The sequence below is a fragment of the Streptomyces misionensis genome, from assembly GCF_900104815.1.
Taxonomy (GTDB): Bacteria; Actinomycetota; Actinomycetes; order Streptomycetales; family Streptomycetaceae; genus Streptomyces; species Streptomyces misionensis.
Genome location: NZ_FNTD01000004.1, coordinates 3,538,895 through 3,560,591, shown reverse-complemented (window position 1 = coordinate 3,560,591; position 21,697 = coordinate 3,538,895). Strand labels below are relative to the sequence as shown.

General features: G+C 61.5%; 11 protein-coding genes and 1 pseudogene. 3 read left to right on the top strand and 9 right to left on the bottom strand.

The window, feature by feature from the left end; genetic code table 11:
• Nucleotides 1-88: 88 nt before the first annotated feature.
• A complete protein-coding gene (locus tag BLW85_RS17715; protein WP_074992560.1) occupies nucleotides 89-871 on the bottom strand; it encodes a hypothetical protein in 783 nt (260 codons plus the stop codon).
• A gap of 177 nt (nucleotides 872-1,048) precedes the next feature.
• Nucleotides 1,049-1,522 (bottom strand): hypothetical protein, encoded by a 474-nt coding sequence (locus BLW85_RS17710; RefSeq protein WP_074992559.1) that lies wholly within the window; start codon nucleotides 1,520-1,522, stop codon nucleotides 1,049-1,051.
• Nucleotides 1,523-2,538: 1,016 nt separating this feature from the next.
• On the opposite strand from BLW85_RS17710, the gene BLW85_RS17705 reads away from it, so the two are divergent.
• From BLW85_RS17705 to BLW85_RS17695, 3 genes are all read left to right on the top strand, one after another.
• The gene (locus BLW85_RS17705; RefSeq protein WP_074992558.1) at nucleotides 2,539-2,922 is read left to right on the top strand and encodes a hypothetical protein; all 384 of its coding nucleotides are present in this window, start codon (nucleotides 2,539-2,541) and stop codon (nucleotides 2,920-2,922) included.
• Between the two features lie 91 nt (nucleotides 2,923-3,013).
• Complete coding sequence (locus tag BLW85_RS17700) at nucleotides 3,014-4,471, top strand: ATP-binding protein (RefSeq protein ID WP_074996110.1); 1,458 nt, start codon at nucleotides 3,014-3,016, stop codon at nucleotides 4,469-4,471.
• On the top strand, nucleotides 4,468-6,444 hold the full coding sequence (locus tag BLW85_RS17695; protein WP_074992557.1) for a Druantia anti-phage system protein DruA: 1,977 nt from the start codon (nucleotides 4,468-4,470) through the stop codon (nucleotides 6,442-6,444). The genes BLW85_RS17700 and BLW85_RS17695 overlap by 4 nt, the downstream gene beginning before the upstream one ends.
• A 232-nt stretch (nucleotides 6,445-6,676) precedes the next feature.
• On the opposite strand, the pseudogene BLW85_RS17690 reads toward BLW85_RS17695, so the two are convergent.
• The 7 genes and pseudogenes from BLW85_RS17690 to BLW85_RS17665 all read right to left on the bottom strand — a co-directional run.
• A pseudogene (locus BLW85_RS17690) lies at nucleotides 6,677-7,439 on the bottom strand (IS5 family transposase); the annotation flags it as partial.
• A 92-nt stretch (nucleotides 7,440-7,531) separates the two neighbouring features.
• Nucleotides 7,532-8,713 (bottom strand): hypothetical protein, encoded by a 1,182-nt coding sequence (locus BLW85_RS17685; protein WP_244174876.1) that lies wholly within the window; start codon nucleotides 8,711-8,713, stop codon nucleotides 7,532-7,534.
• Nucleotides 8,714-8,721: 8 nt separating this feature from the next.
• Nucleotides 8,722-9,288: a DUF4365 domain-containing protein gene (locus BLW85_RS17680; protein WP_074992555.1), complete on the bottom strand. Its 567-nt coding sequence runs from the start codon at nucleotides 9,286-9,288 to the stop codon at nucleotides 8,722-8,724.
• A gap of 277 nt (nucleotides 9,289-9,565) precedes the next feature.
• Complete coding sequence (locus tag BLW85_RS17675; RefSeq protein ID WP_244174875.1) at nucleotides 9,566-15,127, bottom strand: DEAD/DEAH box helicase; 5,562 nt, start codon at nucleotides 15,125-15,127, stop codon at nucleotides 9,566-9,568.
• 2 nt (nucleotides 15,128-15,129) lie between these two features.
• The gene (locus tag BLW85_RS39425) at nucleotides 15,130-15,999 is read right to left on the bottom strand and encodes a hypothetical protein (RefSeq protein ID WP_158101668.1); all 870 of its coding nucleotides are present in this window, start codon (nucleotides 15,997-15,999) and stop codon (nucleotides 15,130-15,132) included.
• Between the two features lie 218 nt (nucleotides 16,000-16,217).
• Complete coding sequence (locus tag BLW85_RS38850) at nucleotides 16,218-19,109, bottom strand: hypothetical protein (protein ID WP_143060448.1); 2,892 nt, start codon at nucleotides 19,107-19,109, stop codon at nucleotides 16,218-16,220.
• Nucleotides 19,110-19,427: 318 nt separating this feature from the next.
• Entirely contained in the window at nucleotides 19,428-19,751 is a 324-nt protein-coding gene (locus BLW85_RS17665) for a helix-turn-helix domain-containing protein (protein ID WP_244174874.1), read from the bottom strand.
• Nucleotides 19,752-21,697: the final 1,946 nt, after the last annotated feature.

Genomic DNA, 21,697 nt, shown 5'->3' with positions numbered 1-21,697 from the left:
CACTGTGGAAAGGTGAAGACGTCCGTGCAAGCGCTGGCGCGCAAAGAGGTGACGCCGGCGGCCAGCCGCCGGCGCGAAAACTCCGTGGTCAGGCCCGCTGGCGGGACAGGACGTCGTAGATCGTGGCGAGTGATCGCATGACGGCGCCGTAGTCCTCCGCGTTCAACTGTTCCAACTGTTTCATGCTCAACGGCAGCACCAGGCCGAGCTGTGGACCGGGTTCGGTGGCGGCGCTGGGCTCTGGCGGTTCGGGGTCGCTCGGACGTGAGTGGCGGGTGTCCCTGTCCACAGTGTTGGACAGGCGCAGAGTTCCATCGTCGGCCCGCTCCATGTAGCGGGCGAGTTCCAGCCAGTCCACCAAGTGGACCCATGGGGTCAGCCGGGACGTGGGGTAGGGCCGCATCGCCTTGGCGACATCCTCGGTGCTGAGCGAGGTCTCCGCGGGGACGGAGGCGACCAGCAACTGATACACCCAGGAGTCGCGCCAGACTTCCCCGAACAGGGTGCGTGTCGCTTCCCTGTCGGTGGGCCATGTCCGGCCGACGCGGGCCCCGGCAACGGTCGGGGTCCAACCGGCCGGGCCGGAGGTCAGCAGTCCGGTGTCAGTCAGGAAACGCAGGGACGCAGTGACATCGCGGTTGAGGCCAGTCTCGCGGACGAGGTCGCGGATCTTGGCGGCGGACCGCCCTGTCGCGCAGGTGGTGACGGCGGCGGCGAGGAGATCCATCTGCCGGTCGGCGGAGATGGTGACGGGTGGCATGCGGTAGGAGACCGTCTTGCCACCCGTGCTGGACGCCGTGTCGGCCGTGGCGTAGTGGGAGGTGCCCCGGTGGCGGGAGCGTCCGGCCGTGCCGGACGAGGAGGCTTTCATTTCGTGGGTCCTTGGTCCGTTCGTCGCCGAAGAGATCGGCGGTTTCCGGAAGGGCTCACGCTGAACGGACCGCATGGCCTAAGCTGGCCACCGGTGCGTGAGTCCTTATTTGCAGGGATGCGCCAACGGCCGCCGTGGGCTCGACACTTGCGGCGGCCGATCTGCTTGCGTGAGTCCTTATCCGTCCCTGGTGGCCTCCGTTCCCGCAGCAGCGAGCCAGTACCGGGACTGGCTGTCGCGAACCACGGTGCCTTCCTTGTGCAGCTTGGTCAGCCGGGCGCGGATGCTGGAGGCGGAACTCGTCACGCCCATCGCCTCCGCCTTGCGCGTGATCTCCAGCGGGAGCAGACCTCCCCGTCCGCACAGAACGTGGAGGATGCACTCCTCGATCGTCAGGCTGCTCTGGTCCGATGCGGACGCAGCCGTACGGGCTTTCTCCTCGTCGTTGCGTGTCCCGTCGGCCTCACTGGCGTAAGCCTGCATGGCGCGCAGAGTCGCGGTGTTCTCCGCCAGACGCATCTCGAGCGTCGCGATCCGCGCGGCAATCTCCTCGCGTTCACGACGAGCGGCTTCGATCTCGCGCTTCAGCTCTTCCGTGCTGCTGCTCAGGTCGGAGAGGAAGCTACGGGTAGACGCGCTGATGTCGTGCACTGCGCGTCTCCCCCATGTCGCATACCGGTTGGCGCGGTTCTCATGATCCGCGGCGACAGCATAGACAACAACAACTCACGTTGTCTCCAACATGGTTGAAGCGCCTGAGGTCATGAGGTGCGCAGTTACCCACTGTGGTGCCCGTAGGTAGCGACTCACCTGGGGGAATGGGGAAGGCAGCCCGCCCAGAGGAGCGCCTGCCGTGGACTGGGGAGCGCAGCGCTCAACGCCCCAAGCGGGCTTCCCACCGACCGTGCGCTCTGCTGAGTGAGTTCATTGCCGCCGGCATCTCCATGCTCCAGCCGGTTGCACTGGGCCCGTCCGGAGCTCAGCGCAACCCGCGACGGAGCGCGATGGCTAAAGTCGCCCATGACTACAGGCACTGGTCATCTCACCCGGGAGGACCAGGCTTCGTGGAAGCCCCTTGCATGCTGGGCTGGGCTGCTGCCACGCCACCCTGCTCAGGACCGAATGATCAGTGACTTCTGCAAGTTGCCGTGGGCCGACGCTGTCACAGAGGAGGAACTGTAGGAGGAAGCGGCCCGGCGGTTCCTCCTTGAGATGGCCTCCGGGGCTGCGTCACAGGGGAGCTTCGGGATCTGCTTCGTCCGGTCCCCTCGGCCGGAGGCGCGCTCGGGCAGCTTCTATACCGTCGTGGAGCCTGTGGCTCGCCGGGCGGAGGCGGGGCAAGCTGTGGAGTGCGGCCAACGCCTCTGGGAGGTTGCCGGTTCGCCCGCCGTGCTCTCGTCCTTGGCTCCCTCCGTCTCCTCCGCAGGGAGCGACTCCAGGGCTTGGATCGGATCCGTCTCTATAAGATCTCCCACTCGACCCGGGCACCGGCCCGAGGGCCCGGGACCGGCCGGACGGCGTCCAGCACCGCGCGGCTCAGCGGTCGCCCAGCGAACCATCGTGAAACTGCGAATTTCCCTCACGGAGACGTTCCGCACCACACTCACGGAGGAAGCAGCCGGTCGACCCGGTGCCTGCCTTGCTCTTCCATCAGTCATCATGCTCGCATGGGTACCATCCAGTCAGCAGCAGAGATCGAGTCTCTGCTGGAACCCCTCACGGGGCAGAAGATCGCCGCACTCCAGGTGCTCGGCATCAACTCGCTGAAGACGCTTTCGCCACCTCCAGAGGCGCTAGCGGGGGAGGTGGTGACCGCGGCAGATGTCGTCGATCGCATCCTTCGCGTCGACACGACGAGCCATGTCATCTCGTTCGATCTGCAGCGCACCGGTCGGGTGATCCTTCTTGAGTCCGCCGAGCCCTATCGGTTCGCCGCCGGGGCCAATCGCCCTACCGTCCGTCTTCTGATGGTGGATGGGACGGGCCTGGACTTGATCGAACCAGCCAAGACCAAGCGGATCACGGTGACGATCACGACCAGGCCCGCCTGACCCCTGCCGCACCAAAAATGATCTACTTCCCAGGGCCGCGTCGATGCAGCTACTCTCGACGCAGAGATACGGGCAAGTCATGGGAGTGGCGATGGGCCAGCAGACGCACCGGAAGGATGACCTCCTGGTCTCCTCCAACTTCATCCGAGCGATCCGGGAGTCGGGCTACGTCAGCCTCTCGACCGCTCTCGCAGAACTCATCGACAACTCCCTCCAGGCGGCAGCAACCGAGGTCGCGATCACGGTCGTGCGGACCAAAGCAGACGATGATCCGGAGATCTCTGTCGAGGACAACGGTCACGGGATGTCGCGTTCCGAGATTGAGGCGTGCCTCCGCTTCGGTGGTTCGTCACGCTTCGACGAGCGGAAATCGTTCGGTCGCTTCGGCATGGGACTGCCTGCCGCATCGCTTAGCCAGGCTCGACGGATCGAGGTGATCTCTTGGCAGAACGGCCGGAGCGCGCACCAGGTCTCTTTGGACGTTGATGCTGTCGCTGCCGGGGCCCCAGTTGACCTTCGTGCGCGCCGCCAACCTGGCAGTACTGCAGGCTCGGGGTGCCGGGTGGTCTGGCGAAACTGCGACCGCATCGAGTATCGCCGCCTCGCCTGGCTGGAGCGGGCCCTGCGTCGTGACCTCGGACGCCTGTACCGACGCTTTCTGAGCAGCGGCGAACTTGTCTTGACCATCAACGGGAAGCAAGTCGACTCAGTCGATCCCATGCTCCTTACAACCAGGATCGAGGGCCGTAGTGCACGGCTGGCTTTCGAGTCAATCCGCTATGAACTTGCCACCTCATCGGGCAAGACCGCCTTCGTCACGGTCCGGTTCGCGATGCTTCCGGTTCAGCAATGGCATCACCTGGACAATGTGACCAAACGGCGCATGGGCATCGTCGGCGGAGCCGGCGTATCCATCCTGCGTGCCGGCCGTGAGATCGCGAGTGGCTGGCATCTCATGGGGGCGAAGCGCAAGGAAAATTACGATGACTGGTGGCGATGTGAGATCGACTTCGATCCCATCCTTGATGAGCACTTCGGGATCACGGTGAACAAACAGGGCATTCGGCCGTCTCGGGAACTTCAAGAGGCTCTTGGGCCCGAGCTGGAGTCGATCGCTCGGCTGCTGAACTCGCGCGTACGCCAAGCCTTTGAGGAGGTCAAGTTCCTAGCGGCAACAGAAACATCGTGCCGTATAGCGGAGGCCGTGGACGCCGACCTGCCCGTTATCCGGTCGACCGGAAGGAGCTCGGGCGCTCTGAGCTATCGAATCGGGTCCGAGCAACTGCCGATCGAGACGATGTTCACGTCGGTCCTGAAGCGGCGCACGCTCGACGTCACACTGAACGTTGATCATCCAGCCTTCGCAGCGTTGTACCGACCCCTGCAGGCACTGAGCGACGAGGCGGGTAGAGATCTACGCACTGCACTTGAACTGTTCCTCCTATCCTTTGCCCGCACCACGACCCTCCTAGTCCGCGATGGTCACGACTGCGACGACCTCCTGCGAGTATGGAGCAAAACCTACGGACGGATGCTTCAGAAGTCATGAAAGAAGAGGCCAAGCCGGTTACCCTCAGCCTCCCCGCCGACGCTTCCCGCCAGGAGAAGCAGGCATTCGCTCGTCTCTGCACCCTGCTAGCGAGCACTCCCCCCGGTTGCACGGATGTGAACACTCACGCTCACTGGATTCAGGCAGCCAAGATCAGGAACCTGTATGAGCAGCCGCTGCTTGCGGCAGCTGCTCATACCGCCATCGATCTGGTAGATCAGGGCTGGACGATCCAGACTGGTAAGTCCGGGCATGTCTTCACGCCCCCGTTGGCGAGTGGTGACCGACAGGCGGAGAAAGCCCGGGTCCGCCGCCAAGAGCATCTGCGTCGGGACGAGCAACTCAGGCAGAGCAGCGTTCGGCGCTTCGTCGAGAGTATGGAGCGCACTCATCAGTACGGCGGTCGACTGGTCTCTATCTTCGACCTAATGCGCGACGGCCGGGAGCTGGCGGACGCACTAGAGACTGCCGGTGCATCCACAGACGTCATCAGACCGTACGTTCAGATTGTCGACAGCTCGACCTGCGAGCTGACGGGGTTCAAACTGCATGACATATGGCGTTACTTCCGTCACACCTGGTCTAACGCCTACGCAACCGTGCCCGGCCGCTCGATGCCAATCTTGATCCGGGACGCGGCCACTGCATTCCACACCGTCATTGGGCTGGCGGCGATCTCCAGTCCGGTTGTCCAGATCGCCGAGCGCGACCGCTGGATGGGCTGGGAAACTGATCAGTTTCTTGAACAAGTGCGAGCTGAGCCCACTGCTGACATCGCCCATTGGCTGGCCCGACGGATCAAGATTCAGCAGGAGGAGATCTACGTTGATGATCTGCTCCGCGACGGGATCCTTCAACCGACCGACCTGACGGCGCCTACCTCGGAAGTGATCGCCCGACTGCGGGCTGACGCTGAACGGCACCGCCAGCGCCACCACCAGGCGAGCACAATCCGCGAGGTCCGCAACATTGAACGTGATGCGTGGGTAGATCGGGCCACGACAGATCTGTTTCGCAGTAAGCGTTCAGCGGCGCTCGCCGAGACTCTGGAGATAGTCACCCTCTTGGGAGCCTATCTCTCTCCACCCACGGCCGAAGGACTTACCAAAGCTTTCTCGGACTCCAAGGCGCGGGCACAGATGCGTCGCGTGGTACGCCGCGCACGCGGAGAGCGGGTCGGTACCGTCATCGCCGACCTCACCGTCTGCGGCGCCGTGGCACCTTATAACGCGCTGGTGGCAGGCAAGCTCGTGGGGGCTCTGGCCGTCTCACCGAGGGTGCTGACTGCTTACCGCGAGAAGTACGCACGCCCCAGTGAGATCGCCTCTGCGATGGCCGGCCGGCCAATCCTGCGCGAGCCTCGCCTTTCTTTCATCGGAACGACGTCGCTCTATGGAACTGGTTCAAGCCAGTACAACCGGTTGTTCTGGCCGGCTGAAGTGATGGGAGGAAAGAGCAGCGCCCGGATGGGATTCCACGAACTTGGACGGTCACGCTCCTTTGGAACCTCTCACTTCTCCGGTGAGACCGTCGAAGCCCTTGTTCGACTCTCGGCCCTACGCGGATCGCTCGTACGAGTCAACAATCTGTTCGGTGAAGGAGTCAGCCCCCGTCTACGGAAGGTGAGGCTAGGTATCGCCGCACTTGGGTGGCCCGCCAACGAACTGCTCAGGCATGGCCGCGAACGCATCCTCTACGGCGTTCCGTTGGTCGAAAACCTGCGGGACTACTCACTCGGCATCGTTGAGGAGCCGGAGTACCTACTCAATCCCGATCTGCCTGAAGCAGACGACAGGGTCGCCAACTGGTGGCTTGAACGCTGGTGTCGGCAGAGGGCCGCACGCCAGGATGTCCTTGAGTCCATGCGTTCCCATCGGCTGGTCCGCCCAGTCCGGCATGGTGCACGGGTACCGTTGTCTACTGGAGACGGGATGCCGCCGATCGACCAAGGAATGCTGCCCATGTTCACGTAGCCGGGAGATGTCCCTTCGTCGAGTGCGGGGCATGAGGGGCGGCACAGGCGTCATAAATGTCAGCTTAGGGCGGCTGCGATCGCGTCCAAAGCCCGACAACTGCTCGCCTCGATGTCGTCCCAGCGCATACCCGGCAGGCGAATGGGCGCCACTGCTTCATCCGCTGTAGGGTGCCGACGAAGTGCCGCTCCTTAGAGCTAGTAACACGATCATGGTCGGGCTTGAGGCGTCTCCAGCAGATGAGGCCGCAGGCCAGGGAGACGAGGGCGTCGTGCAGTTCGAGGCGTCGTTCCCAGCAGACGGCCAGGCGCTTGAAGTGGTGCAGGAGCGAGAAGGTCTGCTCGACGACGTAGCGGAGCTTTCCCAGGCCGTGGATGTTCGGGGCGCCCTTGCGGGAGATCACCGGCAGGATCCGGCGCCTGCGAGTTCACGGCGGTTGGAGTTGCTGTCGTAGCCCTTGTCGCCGAGCACGGCGTCCGGCCGGCGCCGCGGGCGGCCGGGCTTGCCGGCCACCGGCGGGATGCCGTCGACCAGGGCCAGCGTCTGTGTGACGTCGTTGACGTTGGCCGCGGTGGTGATGACCTTGAACGGGGTGCCTCTGCCGTCGCAGATCAGACGGTGCTTACTGCCCCTCTTCCCGCGGTCGACCGGTGACGGGCCGGTTGCTTCGCCCCCTTTTTCGCGCGGATGTGGGAGGCATCCACGCAGGCCCGGGACCAGTCCAGCTCGTCGGCTGCGTGCAGCTCGGCGAGCAGGAGACGGTGCAACTGGTCGAAGACGCCGGCCTCATGCCACCGGCCCAGTCGGCGCCAGCAGGTCTGGCCGGAGCCGAACCCCAGCTCCAATGGCAGCAGTTGCCAGCTGACGTCGTTGTAGAGCACGTACAGGATGCCCTGCAGGCACAGCCGGTCGTCCACCGGCTTCGGGCCGGGCGCCTTCTGCGGCCAGGGCGGCAGCAGCGGCTCGATCAGCGCCCACAAGTCGTTTTCCACGATCCACGGCCGGTTCCCCACACCTCACGAACAGCAGAATCGTCGTGCTGGTCACGGTCGGCCAGCACACATCCACAAGATCGTGTTACGAGCTCTTAGGAACTGCCCGAGTCGGAATTTTCTGAACCTGTAAAGTGGCGTAGGAAGCTCGAGTCGACCTCGATACGGCCGCTTAGGCGCCAAGTGCGGCGCTCGTAGGACAGGTCGCCCGTCACCGTAAAGGGAAGTTGGCGTTCATAGGCCATGATCGCCCAGCTGTGATCCGCTCCTGTCAGTGGAACATGAACTCGCAAAGTCCTTCGTTTTACCTCCGCCACGATAATGGCTGTTCCTGCCTCTTCGCCATTGGGCGTCGAGCCTTCCCGTATAAGCGACTTAACGAGACCGACTAGCCTTTCTCGCCGGACGGGATCTTCCCTTCGTATGAGTTGCTCCCGAACACGTGGAAGCTCAACAATCGTTTGTCGGTCTAGCGTAATCGTTGCTAGGCCAACGTCTGGCCTGCGCTCAGCCGCTGCCCACTCGAAAGACAAGTCCAGTGAGCGAAGGCGCTGTGACTGGGACATCTCTTCGAGCGACTCCACTAGCCCCGCACTAAGCCCTAGGCTGCTTGGAGATGAGAAAACCTCTTCGTCCCAGGACTGTGTCAGACGTTTTGTGGTCTCAAGGCCTCTGGCCAATGTCTCCATGACTTGACGTGGAAAAGGCATAGCAGGTTGTTCGTGGCCATGGGCTGGCTGCGGATTAGCCTCGCCTAGACGGGATACTACAGTGAAGACAAAACTTCCACGCTTCGTGTGCCCCAGTCTTGCATCCTCTTCCAGGAACTCGTTGACCGCTGTCGGCCTCCGTCCCTTGTTTGGATGATTGGGATCGGCTGCAGTAGTCGCTGCTGACTTCATCAACTTGAGGACCGCTTGTAGCGTCTTTTCGGCCTGCTGGAAAGGGATTGTCCCGTCGATCATTTCTTGATCGAGACGGACAAAGAACAAGTCCGCTCGTGTGGCGATGATGTGTTCCAGTAGTTGCCCGGCATCCCAGTCGTGAATATGCCCGAGTGACTCCAACGCGTCCGCGAAGCGTGGTGTGAAATCTGCGTAATCTGTGGCTAGCGGGACCATGACACGGGGCGCGGTGGCCAATGAGCCTGACCGGTAGCGCCAAACCTCGCGAACCTGCGGCTGCTTCTGTTCCAGCTCCCAGTCGTGATAAGCCAGGAACTGAGAGACCGCAGGAGGAGTCAGCGCGGATGCAATTTCACGGTAGCTGTCAAACACCGCTCGGCTCACCTCAGGCCCCTCTCTGCATCGCCGATTGACTTCATGATGCCCAGAAGCTGCTCACCCGTGAAAAGGTTCCGGCGTGGTAGATGTACCGTGTGGTAATCATTGATCGGGCCGTCGTATCTAAGGTTATCCGCAGACTCCCAGAACATGCGGCTACGCGTATACAAGCCGTATTCATTTATGTGAAGCCAGGGTTCCGGCTCGCGTGGAATAAGGAGGACACCAAGGTAGGCGGGGATATACCGCTTCGCGCGAGTTAGTTTTCGAAACGGTTTTGCCTTCATTTTCCATGTCATGCTGTCATCTTTAAGCAAGCTCTCTTGGTAGGTGCACTTCAATTGAAGCTCGAACTGCGGCCCATAGAAACCGCGGTACTCCGTCGAAGAAACAATAGTGATGTCAACGCCCTCAAAATCGGTCTCGTGAGTTTTTATAGAGCATCCAGCCGCATAAGCAATCATCCGCGTGAACGACACGCTGAAGTGCTCCTGTAGTGCCGTGATGGGTATCTGACCCTCCGCAAGGTCTTGTTCGCCCATCTCCTCACCAGTGCCACCTTCGGCCATTCTGCCCCTTTGGTATCTTTCATCGATTGCCCTAGCGATTCACAAAGGAAGGGGTAACGCTCAGGGTAGAAGGTTCTTACTTGTGGTGCTTCCGTCTATCTTTGTGTAGAGTGACGCTAGGCTTCTTCGTTATTTCAGCACGGGCGGCGGCCCGCATAGCAATATGCGGGCCGCCGCCCGGTGGGCTATATACCCTTGCCGTGCGAGCAGGAGAGGCAATGGAGGCTAATCCGGTCAACCCCAAGCCTCAATGTCGTCACTTGCGTCCTGTTCTGGCTCATGTCAGAGTCTTCAGAACGGTTTGGGTCGCGAATGGCAAGTTCTGGGAAATCACCAAATCGTCAACCAGATGGACCGAAACTTTGCTCTTCCCGGAACTTGCCTGGACATGCTGCAACCGGTCGTTCGGTGCTACACCCGGAGTCAGAGGGCTGTGAACACCGATGATCCATTGACGGTCACTCTCCCTAGCCAAGATGGGCGCAGTGACCGGCCCGACACCTTCGACGTCGGTTTTGACGTTTCGCTTGAACGTGATACCGAGCTCTCGGCTATCGAGATCCTCGAAGAGCTTGTCGGTCGACCGCGCGAGTCGTGCTTCGTCAAGGGCAGGTGGCGTGTCGTCGATCAGATAGCGCAGGAGACTGGCCCCGACGTGGCGGTCAAGGAGGTTGTGTTCGAACCGATTGCGGAAGCTGCGCAGACAGCGGTAGCAGGACTCATGGCAGTTCGCTGGGCAGTCTTCGAGAAGCTTCAGCGTTTGCCTAAAGATCTCCATACCGTGGTCGTTGACCCGGCGGGTGAAGCCGGCACCGCCAGCGAGGGTGTCGTACATGTAGATGTCGGCTTCCCGACCTTCGCCGCCAAGAGGTGTTAGCGCAGGACGGTATTCCGCTTGCAACTCCGTGGCCTCGATTCCTAGCTTCCTTGTCGCAGCAATCGTCAGGGCCTCAGCAATTGTGCGCAGCGCGATGTGTGTCGATAGGTAGTCCGGCTTGAGGGTGATGGGCGAGTCCACCTTGAAACGGACTAGGAGTACGTCGGAGATGAAGTCGGTACCGAGCACCAGTCCACGGGTCGAGCGATGGCCGGGACAGTTCGGTTCTTTTTCATCGGGGTAAGGCTTCTTGTGCGTCCCGCTCACCACGCCTGTGGCCGAGGCTGTCGGCTCAATGAGCCCGCAGAGCGTGCAGTAGGTGTACCCCTCGCTGCGGGGACCGGTGTTCGTCACCAGCAGTGTCTCGCGACGATACGTCTGCTCAAGCCGGTTCGTGACGCGCTGCCAGGCGCTCTCCTCGGTCGGCCCGGATGCCATGAGCTTGGCTCGCGTGGCGTAACTGCGAGCCGGCGCCTTGTCGGCACTGGTGCCGGGATCTTTCCTGGCCGGGTGCGCGAACCCCGGCGGGCGCATCCAGTTCTTAGCCTTGCCGAACTTGCCTTCGGCACGACAGGCCGGACAGTTGCGCTCATCCCCAGGCGCGGCCTCGCTGTACGAATAGTAGTTGGCGTAATGGCACACCTGGCACTCGAAGTAGAGCAGCTTGTCCCGCCAAGCTTGGTGACGCGTTTCTTGGACTGGCGCATAGATGGCCTCGGAGGTCCATTCTTTGTTATCGATCCACACCACCTTGCCGGGTGCGTACTGGCTGAGCGCTACCGCAAGACCCTGACTGGGCGCATAATGGAACTCAGGCTTGAAACGCGTCGACCGATCGATGTCAAAGACGTAGAACGATACGACGTCCGTCGGGAACGCGTAACGCGGCAGCACTCCTTTGTATAGAAGTCGATCGAGCAGGTTCTTCTGGGTCCGCCTGGCATTTGGCTCCTCCGGATCCTCGGCTGGGTCCTCCATATCGTCCTCAGCAGATTCCGATGACGCGTCACTATCGGAGGCCGTCACAGGGTGCCCGCTGGCATCGAGATCAAGGGCCTTGTCGATCTCGTCGAGAGTCCTTGTGACGAAGTCTTCCAGGACGGAGTGGTGACCGTTCTGGCCGAGCTGGTCGGGGAGCCATGCCGCAATGTCTTGCCGAAGAGAGTCTTCATGAGACTTCAACCACTCTTCTAGGTCGGACCTGTTCAGCGGTGAATTTGTTCCGGTGAAGTCCGTGATCTGTCCCAGTACCTCGAAAAGCTGTGGCTGCTCGTCGGGGTCGATGTCAGGAAGACGGTCCTGGTGGTAGCGCTGCAGCAGGTACGCGATAACGTGACGTCGTGTGATCTCCTCGTTGTCCATCGTCAGTACTGGGTCATCGACCGCACCGCGGATCATCAGTTCCGGCTGACGGAAGTAATGATCGTCGTGGGTGTCAGCGCTTCCAAAGGCCAGCACAGTGGCGACTGCATTGCCCCGCCGACCGGCCCGACCTGCGCGTTGCTGATAGTTCGCGCGCGAAGGTGGCATGTTACGTAGAGCGACACCGGACAGATTTCCGATGTCGATGCCCACTTCCATAGTGGTCGTGCAAGACAGAACATCGATGGCAGCGGGTTTCTTGCGATCTCCGGATCCGGGCAGACCGAGGTCGACGTCTTGGAACAGCAGCTCATGTTCTTCTGCTTTGGAGAACACGGCGTCTGACTGTGCCGCGGCATTGAGCTGCGCCGTATGCTCAGCGGCGATGATGCTCATCGGAGACTCGGGACTGTCCCGTAGAGCTCGTGTGGCGCTGGCGCGGTAGTACCCTTTACGGGCTTGAAACACCGGGTCCGTGTCGGGGTCTAGCGTACGTACTTGGTCGTCTCGGCAGTTGACGCACCGGGAAGAACCGGGGAACGGTCGCTGGGTGAAACGACAGCGTTCACAATATCCCCAAACCCTTCCGAGATCCAAGTAGACCTTCGAGGCTGACAGTCGATATTTCCCAGCCACTGCCTCGCAGAACTCCTGAAGCAGTGTAGGCAGCCATGTGTCATTGAACTGCTTCTTCGCTGCCTTGGAGTGGAGCCATTGGTCAATCGATTGGAATTTACCCGTGTGCGGATGGACGCCACCTTCCGTCTTCCACCAGTCTCCATCGGTCATCGACGGGAACCAGATGCCGGGGGCCGTCCATTGCATGAGCCACATGCGCATCAGCGCTAGCTTGGATTCCTCGCTGGTCGCCACGCTGTTGATGCCGGGGAGCGTTGCGAGCAAATCAGCAGTCCTGGCTCGGGGCTCCCGTAGGGATGCGAGGCCGAGGGATGCGAGGCCGAGGTATTTGTCCGTGAGCGTCGCGTACATCGTCCGCATCAGCGCATGCGGTGGCGGATCGGTAATGCTGAACAACTGCATGAGCTCGCCGGGGTTGCCCTTGAGTGCGCCCTTCTCGATGGCTGCTTCGACCCTGTCCAGGACGTGAAGTGACTCAGAAGGGCGCAGTTCGGGGCGAAGCCGGACCGACAATTGGCGGGCGCCAACCATGACTGCCAGATATAGATGGTTCAAGGACAGCATGGGCTCGAGCATCGTCTTTTCCAGCTCTTGCCACCCGTGCAGGATTAGGGGCCGCATGGCGTCGCGCATCGAGTAACTCTGCAGGTTCGGAGCGAGCCGGGCGGCGACCTGTCGGGAGTCAGAAAAAGCGAGTACCTTACGCCCACGCAATGGCGCGAACTCGGTGTTCGGCTGCGCGCCTGGTGGTTGCACTTCGAGTTGACGGGTCACCAAGGCTTGAAAGGGTTGGTCACCCTTCGTTTGATGATCTTGTACTGACGAGCGCCCGTAGCCTGCGCGCCGACCGCAGACACCGCAAGGCTTGAACTGCCCGTCCGCCTCGGCCTCGTCGCCGTCATCTTCGCCGGCGATTGGTTCCCCGCTCCGGAGTCCGGGCAGAAACACGCTACGCACGCGACGATCGAGTACCTTCTCTGGGTTGAGTCTGCCGGTGACCAGGTCGAGGTCGGCGAGTTCGACGCTCTTCTCGTAGGGCTCTTCGAGTAGCAGGTCAAGGGGCTGCAGTTCCGGGATGAGGCCGGAAGCAGACTGGAAGGCTCCTCCCGGCTCGTTCCACAAGTGCGAGGGGTTGACGAGGTCGTCGGTATAGGCCCGCGCGTAGGAGGAGCCACAATGTCGGCACGTGTACAGCTCAAAAACCCTGGCTCCGCAGTCACAGGTTGCTCTGGGCTGAGCGTAGAGTCGGCCCACCGGACCTGGCTCTGGGTACACCTCTCGGTCGACCTCCGGGCAGTCAGGGTCGAGACATGCCCACAGCCCGGGGAGACCGCGGAAAAACGCATGCACGCGGCACGGCAGCAGCCCTGCACCGTCCACCGACCGTCGTGCAGCGCTACCGAGTGCAACGAGAGCAGAAACGGCTCTGTCAGCGAGAACTTGGTCCACGTTTGGGAAGATGAGTGTGCCCAGGTCGCTGACGGGCTGTGCCTGCTTCATTGTCTCGTTGACGAGAAGATTCATTGGACCGAAGGCGTCGAGCGCCTCGTATAGCAACTCGCCAACCGTGGCGCCCGGCCTCAGGTCGACCGCACGGTAGTCCAGCAGGTCTTGTACAGCAGCGATGCGGGCCTCGTTCCCTTCACCCTCATAGAATTCGTGCATTGGTACGGCAGCTAGGACCTGTGAATCCTGCAGGCTTCCTGTGCTGGCGCCTGCCCGAAGGGCAAGCTTGCCTTCGATGCTCTTGAAGTCGGCCTCGGACTTGCCGCTCAACTGTGCTGCGAACTGACGCGCATACCGGGGGCTCGTGAAGCTGGCACTTGTGCAGATCACCTGCAGCTGCTCTGCGGGGATACCGAGCCTCGCGCGTAGACGACGGAGCAGGAGTGCCACCTCGGCGCCGGCGGCGCCCCGGTACATGTGAGCTTCATCGATGATCAGAAGAAACTTCTCGTCGGGGTTGTTCGCCAACCAGTCCCGTGTCGCATCGAATACGGGCCGCTCAAGCGGACGCATGAGCATGTACTCGAGCATCGAGTAGTTGGTGATCAGGACGTCTGGAGGCTCTTCCAGCACTTCATGGCGTGTCAGAAGCTCCGGGTCTTCGGGACGGGTAACGGCACGGATAAACTCGCCAGCACTGTTCTTCCACCGGGAACCGCTCTTGCCGTACCACGCCTTCAGATTCGGCTTAGCTGGCCACTTGCCTCGTGCCTCCAGCTCCTTGATGAGAGCATCTGCCTCCCCACGCTGTGGCGATGAGGAGTCGTTCGCCAGGTCGATCAGGTTGACGTAGAAGTCCTCGATGGACCGAAGGCGCGTCTGGTCCTTCTTGGCCTTGCGCACGCCTGGGTACAACGTTCGGCTGGTGTAGCGGGCGAAGCGTGCCGGGCGGCCGGCCCACTCGCTAAACCTGGCAGTGACGCGTGGGTCGCTCAGTAGGAGGCGAAGACGGCCCAACTGGTCGTTCACTAGCGCGTTCATTGGGTAGAGGATTAGTGCCCTCACAGCCGGAACCTTGAAGGACTCAGGCTTGTGTGCGGCCTCTGCCGCGAGTTTGGCCAGCATCGGCAGGAGGAACGACTCAGTCTTGCCCGAACCTGTACCGGTCGTGACGGCCAGACTCAGGCCATCGCGAGCGGTCGACTCTAGTGCCTCAGCCTGGTGGGTATAGGGCGGGTCGTACAGCAGGCTCTTCGAGCCGGCCGCATGTGCCGACAGGCTGCTGAGCATCTCTCGCACGGCTTCGTCGAGGTCCAGATCACCGAAGCCGCGGTCCGTCTGGTAGCGAGGGGTGCTCTCGATGAAGGGGGCTTGGAACAGCACGCCTTCCTGCTCGAGCAGTTCGCGACGCTGGTCGAGCACGGTGGGATGCCCGATGTGATAGGTCGCCTCGATGTAGTCCCGAAGGGCTGTCTGGATCTTGCTGATCGTCTCCGCGATCGTTGGCGCTTCCACTGTTACGCCACCCCTCCCTCTTCTCTGACGTGCATCCATAGCATGTCAGTGAAGAACGCCCGCACTGGGCCGATCGCCGACATCGGTACGCGGTAAGAGACGAGTGCTCCTCTTGCCTGCGGGACAGGGATACCCACAAGCTCGAGGTAGCGCTGCGCCCACCCGGGCACGGGGCTGAACAGGTCCAGACATCGGTCGCCGGACGTCCCCGGAGCCGGTCTTATGTACATGACTTGCGGTGTGCCCGCCAAGGCATCGATGGCTGCCTGTGTGCGCCACGCCTCGTCGCAGCCTGCCGCATCGAGGTCATCAACTGGAAGATCCACCAGTGCGCGAGGGACTCCATGCTCCACGCGCACAAAACACCACAAGTCAGCACCGTAAGCCTGAGATCGGCGGGCAACGAAATCTCCCGAGTCACTGCTCGCGAGCTGTCGCCAGCGACCTCGGTAGTAGAGGACGGAAGCCGCCGTATCGATGATCTTGAGACCGTCGATCTCTCCAGACTCACCGGCACCGTCCAAGCGATGACGCATCACAGTAACGACCGCGGCTGCCTGATCCATTCTAGGTCGCTTGAGCCAGTGATCAAGAGGTATCTCATGCAGGCCGGCGGCGCGCAAACGCCCCGGGGCGAGCTGAGCGTCGAGCTTGAGAGACCTGGTGTGGCCCTCATACTGGATTCCTGCGCCCAGCGACTCGTTTACGAGTGGTGCGCCGTTGGGCCGCACACCGAGCAAGAGGTACCGCCCGAGCGCCTTCTCCACGAATGAAGGCGGAGCCAGGTAAATCTGACGCCCCTTACGATCACCTCGGTGAGGAAGTTCGATCAGGTCACCAATCGATACCAAAAGGTCCAGCTGTGCTGCCACTTGGGGACGCGTGACCAAACTTGATTCGTCCAGTGGACTGAGAGCCTCAATTACTGAATCTACAAGGCGGCGCGGAGTCGACGGACACAGGAAAGAGGCTGCACGGCGGAGCAAAGCGGAGAGCGCCTCGGCAGAGAACGCATCAGTTGTCGTCTCATCCAACCAGAGTGCACGGATTGTTCGATGTGCTGCCTCCTGCTTACTGAGCGCCGTTACTTTCATCGGATTCCTCCGGCAATCGAACGCTCTGATACCTCTCGAAGATCCTCAGTACCCATTACCGCGAATCGAGCCGCACGAATAAGGACGGGTGATATCAGCACACATCTCAGCATTTTATCTCGCTCGTTCTCGTCCCAACTCTCCAGAGACCCCGGTGTGCTCGCAAGAAGCAGTAGGAATTCCGCTGCAACACGCGGGTCGCCGATACCAGTGTCTGACGCGATGGGACTGATCGCCTCGCTCAGACCCTCCCGCAATGCAGGCAGCGAATCCGCCCACTGCCAGAGATGGTCAGCGATGTAGCGGGCTACAGCACGTTGTGCCTGAGCCTCGCCGACGAGCTTCTGCATTTCATCCAACATGTCTGGCCTTCTATGCGCACTAAGGCGACCATGTCTGCGCTCCAAATGAGACCATCTGTTCCCGGCCGTGAGGGACACGAGGGCCGCTGTAATCGCATCGAGCACCAGCTGCCGCTGGCGGTAGGAGAAGGGATCGGCTGACAGATCAGCATCCTGCCATTGGTGGTGCCCACGGATTAGTTCGAGCACGTCGGACATGGGAGTGCCTGTGCAGCAGATTTTTGGCCGGTCGTTCGGCCTCTGACGCAGCCAATTTGGGTCAGGAGGCAGGATGATGGCTGCGGTCGCGTGGCCGGAAGTGGCTCGAAGCATGCCACCACTCGCTGGGACGGTAATCGGCCGTCGGGCATCTTGCTGCTCACCGAGCAGAGGATTCTCCACAGAGAAGAGGAGCACCTGAGTGCAGTCGCCGTCTGTACGGTCTATTAGGCGTGCGGTGTACCCACCGTTGCGCTGCTTAGTGAGAATCCAACGGAGCGGATGAAATCCACGTTCACATCTGAGAGACGCGAAGCCGACTCCGTTGCGGGAAACCGATATCTCGCATGACTCGGCTACATTGTAAACACTCTGTAGCTTTCCCTTGCGGAACTCCTGGGCTGCCAACCTCGTCCATGCGTTGTCGAGAAAGGGAAGAGAGATTGGATGACGCTGGCGAACCAGCTCCTTGTCGGATTCGTCGCGCAGCACAATACTCAGATCAGCCCTCGTCCCCACAGGACCGTCTACCGACAGGCTTGCCCGGCCCTCCCAAATCTCGGTTAGCTTCGGGCGGGCTGGAGTGGCGAACAGCCGGATGCCTGCCCCCTCAGTGTTTTCCTCCAAGCTTGGGTGAGGATCGCGAATAGTGACGATAAGTGAACCGCTCACAAAGGGTCTGCCTGCATTCCTGGTTAGGAGTGCAACATGTACTTCGTGCGTGCCCACAGGAAGGTTCTCTAGAGCGAATACTAGTTCTTGGCTACCTGCAGGCCATTCGAGCAGTGAAGGCAGTCCGCCGTCTATCCTTACTGAACATTTCTCTGTCGCTTGAGTAGACTTCACCATGAGGAGTGCTGGTTCCCCGGCCATCCACTCGGCAACTCCTTCCCCATCCCAGGAAGCCGGAGTAAGACCCACAGGGTGGATGGACACGTTCGACACCACTGACAGGCCCACTGCTGTGAGCTGAGTGACCTCCGCTTCGCTAAGGGTGTGGGGCACCTTTAAATCGAAAGCATTCACTCCATCAGCAAGAATGAATGTTTCAGATACCCAAGGTAGATCCAGGGGGGGAAGGCCGGCGCGGCCGACCAGGCAATAGTCATGACCTGGCCGGACAACTCCACCTTTGATTTCGATAGCCAGACCTCCGGGTTGCTTCCGGAAGAGCCACCAGGGTCCCCTGGTGATGATGCAGCGCTCGGCTATCAGCTCATTGACTTGTGTGGATCCCTGCTCCAATTGAATGATGGGCGTGCCCGGCCGAGGCCACGCGGTTAGCTGTACTCTGCCCGGGTACAGCAGTTTCCCGCGGGGAAGTGGTTGGTGACGTCCCTCGATTTTTGGGCGCCGTGTCCGAAGTTCCTCGCCGACCTGTATATTTTCTGCTTGAAGAATCGTGAGGTCGGGTAGGCTCAAATAGGGGCACCATCCGTTGGCTTCTTGACGCAAGAGGAGTTTCGGATTGGAGACAGTCGGTAGAGGCTGTCCTCGCTGCGCAGGCCCCGAGCTCGTACTCGTCGGAAGAAATCCGCTAGAGCGGACTGTGTGCGCCGAGCGCCTAGCCTGGTACAGCCAGTTTCGTGAATCATGCTCTTCTGTTAGGTCGTCAAGTAGACGAATGAGTGCCGATTGCGCCAGGTACGGAGATTCCTCGCCGTCGCCTGATAGTAGAGCTGCGGAAATATGGCCGAGCAGAATTTGATTCGAGCAGAATTTTTGAAAGCGATCACTGTACCCGCCCGTGCGTGATGCCAGGCTGGCCCCCAGAACGCGTGGGTCATCAAGCATGGCCGGTGTAAGTATTGCGCGCGCCTCGTATAGAAGCTGTGCCATCTGGCGTTGTAGGTCAGCTGGCATGATAGCATGTGTGATTGGCCATGCGATGATGCTGAAGTTCTTAGCAAAAGCCCCCTTGGGTTCAATCCCACCGTACTCGGCCGCAAACCGTTTATACCACTGCTTAATATATTTACGGTTATTGTCTATTTTCCACTGCGGGCCACGTTCCCAGCCCGGTGTCTTCTGGGAGAACAGGGGCCAGTACTCGTCTCCGGTATAGAGATACCCGATCTCAGCAGCGTGCACTACGAACGGCAACCACCAAGTACGGTGTCGAATGTCGAATCCTTCTACGACAGCCCCGCACACCGCACTCGAAAGCAACTCAAGGTCATCCTGGTTGAGTTCGTGTTCCAGGGCGAAGACGGGCGCTGCTGGCTGTAGTGCCTGGCGATGTGTGTGCAGTGTCCGAAAGTGCTCATCGAGATACTCATGTAGGTACTTGAGAACCTCCGTCGGTCCGGCAGGCGCCGTTCTTGCCACGCTCGGTCTCCCTCCCCTGGGCCCCGCCTTGCACTAGACACAGTTTGGGACAAGTCGATGGCAGCGCGGACATGGTTGGGCGAGAACGACCATGCCCGCCGGCTCTCGGCAGCGGGCGCCCGGAAGTCGTCGAGCTCTGTCGCTTCCATCGAAAGGCCACGCGGAGTTTGGGATCGGCGTGGCCGATCACCGCGGTACGCACCCGTCGCTTGACGACGGCCACGCAACCTCCAGCCGTACTGGATCGGTGTCCGCCGTTGATCGGCGCCCTGTCACACTGTCGGGTACCTCGGGCCCTAACCAGTTCTGAGCGGCTGCTCAGAACCTGTGATCTCTTTCCGTCCAAGCGGCTGGCCCGGGCCACAAGCTCTTGCCCAGCGCCACTTCCAGGCGCGCCAGGGTCCCCAGGTCTGGCAGGACCATCCCCCGGAGCAGTCGGCTGATCGTGGCGTGGGAGACGCCTGCCTTGTCGCCGAGCGTCCGCAGGCCGATCTCGGAGGCCGCCATGGCCGTCGCCAGGTTACGTGCGAAGGCCTGGCCATAGTGCGCGCTGACGGGGGCGCTCTCGACGAGCCGGGCGTACGGCCACTCGCCGGAGGCGATGTACGTCGCCGGCAGTTGGTCGTTGTTGCTCCGGGGCATGCCGAAATGATCCCACGTCGCCATGGGGCCCGTCCCTCCGTGCCGGTTGAGTCGACACACGCCTCGTGTTGGTGCAAGTACACACCAGTTTAGATCATGGGGGGGGCTGTGACGTCGGCATTCTTGTTGCCGCTTTATGGAGACGGTTGCTGGCCGTTGGCGAGAGGCTCTGTGCGTTTGGCCAGGGTTCGTTGGAGGTCCGCAGCGAGGCCGACAGCGGTGGTCGCCTGGCCAGTCCGGATGATCAGCATCCCCGTGCGCCCTGACGGGTCTGGCTCGACGAGGTAGCCGAGCTCTGTGAGGATGCCGAGGGTGGCCGCATGCGGATCATGTCGAGCTGCTCGTGAGTTCCGGCTGCCCTACCCATGGGCAGGACTGTGAGTCGTTCATTCCGTGAGGGTGATGACGCCATCGGGGATCCACCCCTCCAGATAGCCCCGCAGAAATGGGCCGAGCTCGTGCGGGTGCACATGCAGGTCACCCTCGATCTCGGTCAGGGGGTGCCAGGCATACACGGCATCTGGTGACGTGCTCGCGCAAGGACGAAGGGTGAGGTTTCTCATTTGGCCCCGACGAACGGCGAAAATGTGCCTGGTGGCGACCTGCGTCGGTGCGGTCACAGGGGGTGTGTACTTGCCGACCACGGGAACCGTAGCCAAGTACCAGTGACTGAACAGGGGGTCCTGGATTCGAATGAGGGAGAAACCGGTCGGTTGGAGGCGGACCACTGTCGCCCTCAATGGCTTCCACGCCCTCTCACCGGGCGAGCGTCTGAGCAAGACACGCTCCCGCTCGTCAACGACGGCAACTTCTTGTGAGCAGTGGCTGTGTCGGCGGGTTGCGATACGTCTCATGCCTTGAGAGTCCGGCAATGGCCACCTCGACGCCCCTGATGAGCGCCGGAGTGGATGAAAGCGAGAGGCGTGAAACGGAAGACTCAACCGTCGCGCCGATTCGCGCCCAAGAGGTGTGAGGGTGAGGAGAGCTGACAGGCCGTGACCTGCGGCGATACTGACAGCGTTCCCAGTTCACTCGAAGCGCGTTTTGAGGGCGGAGGGGCCGCCCTCTCTGACCTGCGCTCTGAGAGTTTCGATCAAGCCCCACGAAGGCGGGGATGTGTGGGCGAAGGCTTTGAAATCCACCAATATCGGACGGATCTCTATCCTTCGGGGTCCCCGGCATCCTCAGGTGCCCCACTCAAGTGGTGCACCGCGGACAGTCTAGCGGGTGCGGCAGCAGATCGAGACGTCATGCCCTGCTGTTGTGTGGCCCCGTCCACGCGGCCCGAGCCCCTGAACCGGCCGACGGAGCGTGTCGTGCGGTGACGTGCACCGAACGGCCTGGACGCTACCGTGTCAGGTAGATGACGCGGAGGGTTGCGGCGATCTTGGACCGGGAGTATTCGATCTAGATGTGCAGGGCGTCGTCGGTTGCGTACTCGATCTTCCGGACGGGTATCTGCGTGTATAGATTTTCCCTTTCGCTGTGATTAGGCGCTCGTAAGATCGCGTGGATGTCATGGGTGCATCCGATGGCTTCATAGCGATACTTCCAGGGACCCGCTCTGGTCAGCTGAGATCGGCGCATGCCGCGCCAGCTCGTCGACGGTGCGACGCTGACCGTGGCCGCGCCGCTCGTGCGCGGGCGTTGCAGCCGCCTGATTGGCGAGCGCTCCGTCCGCTGACAATGACTCGCCGTCCGGGTGAGCAAAGCCCATGAGCCGGCTCAGCGCGGATATGGACAGAGGGCCACCTTCCAAAGGTGAAGGCAGGCTGACGTCGATTCACCCAGGGCGAGGCGCTGTCAACCTCGGCCAGGGGTGAGTGCAGGCGTCTTCGAGCAACGACGAGGTCAACCGCCCCCCCCGCGTCGGGACTACACGCTCGACACCTGAAGCGGACTACACCTGGAGGACCACGAGGGCAATTCCCGTTCGATGTGCTCAC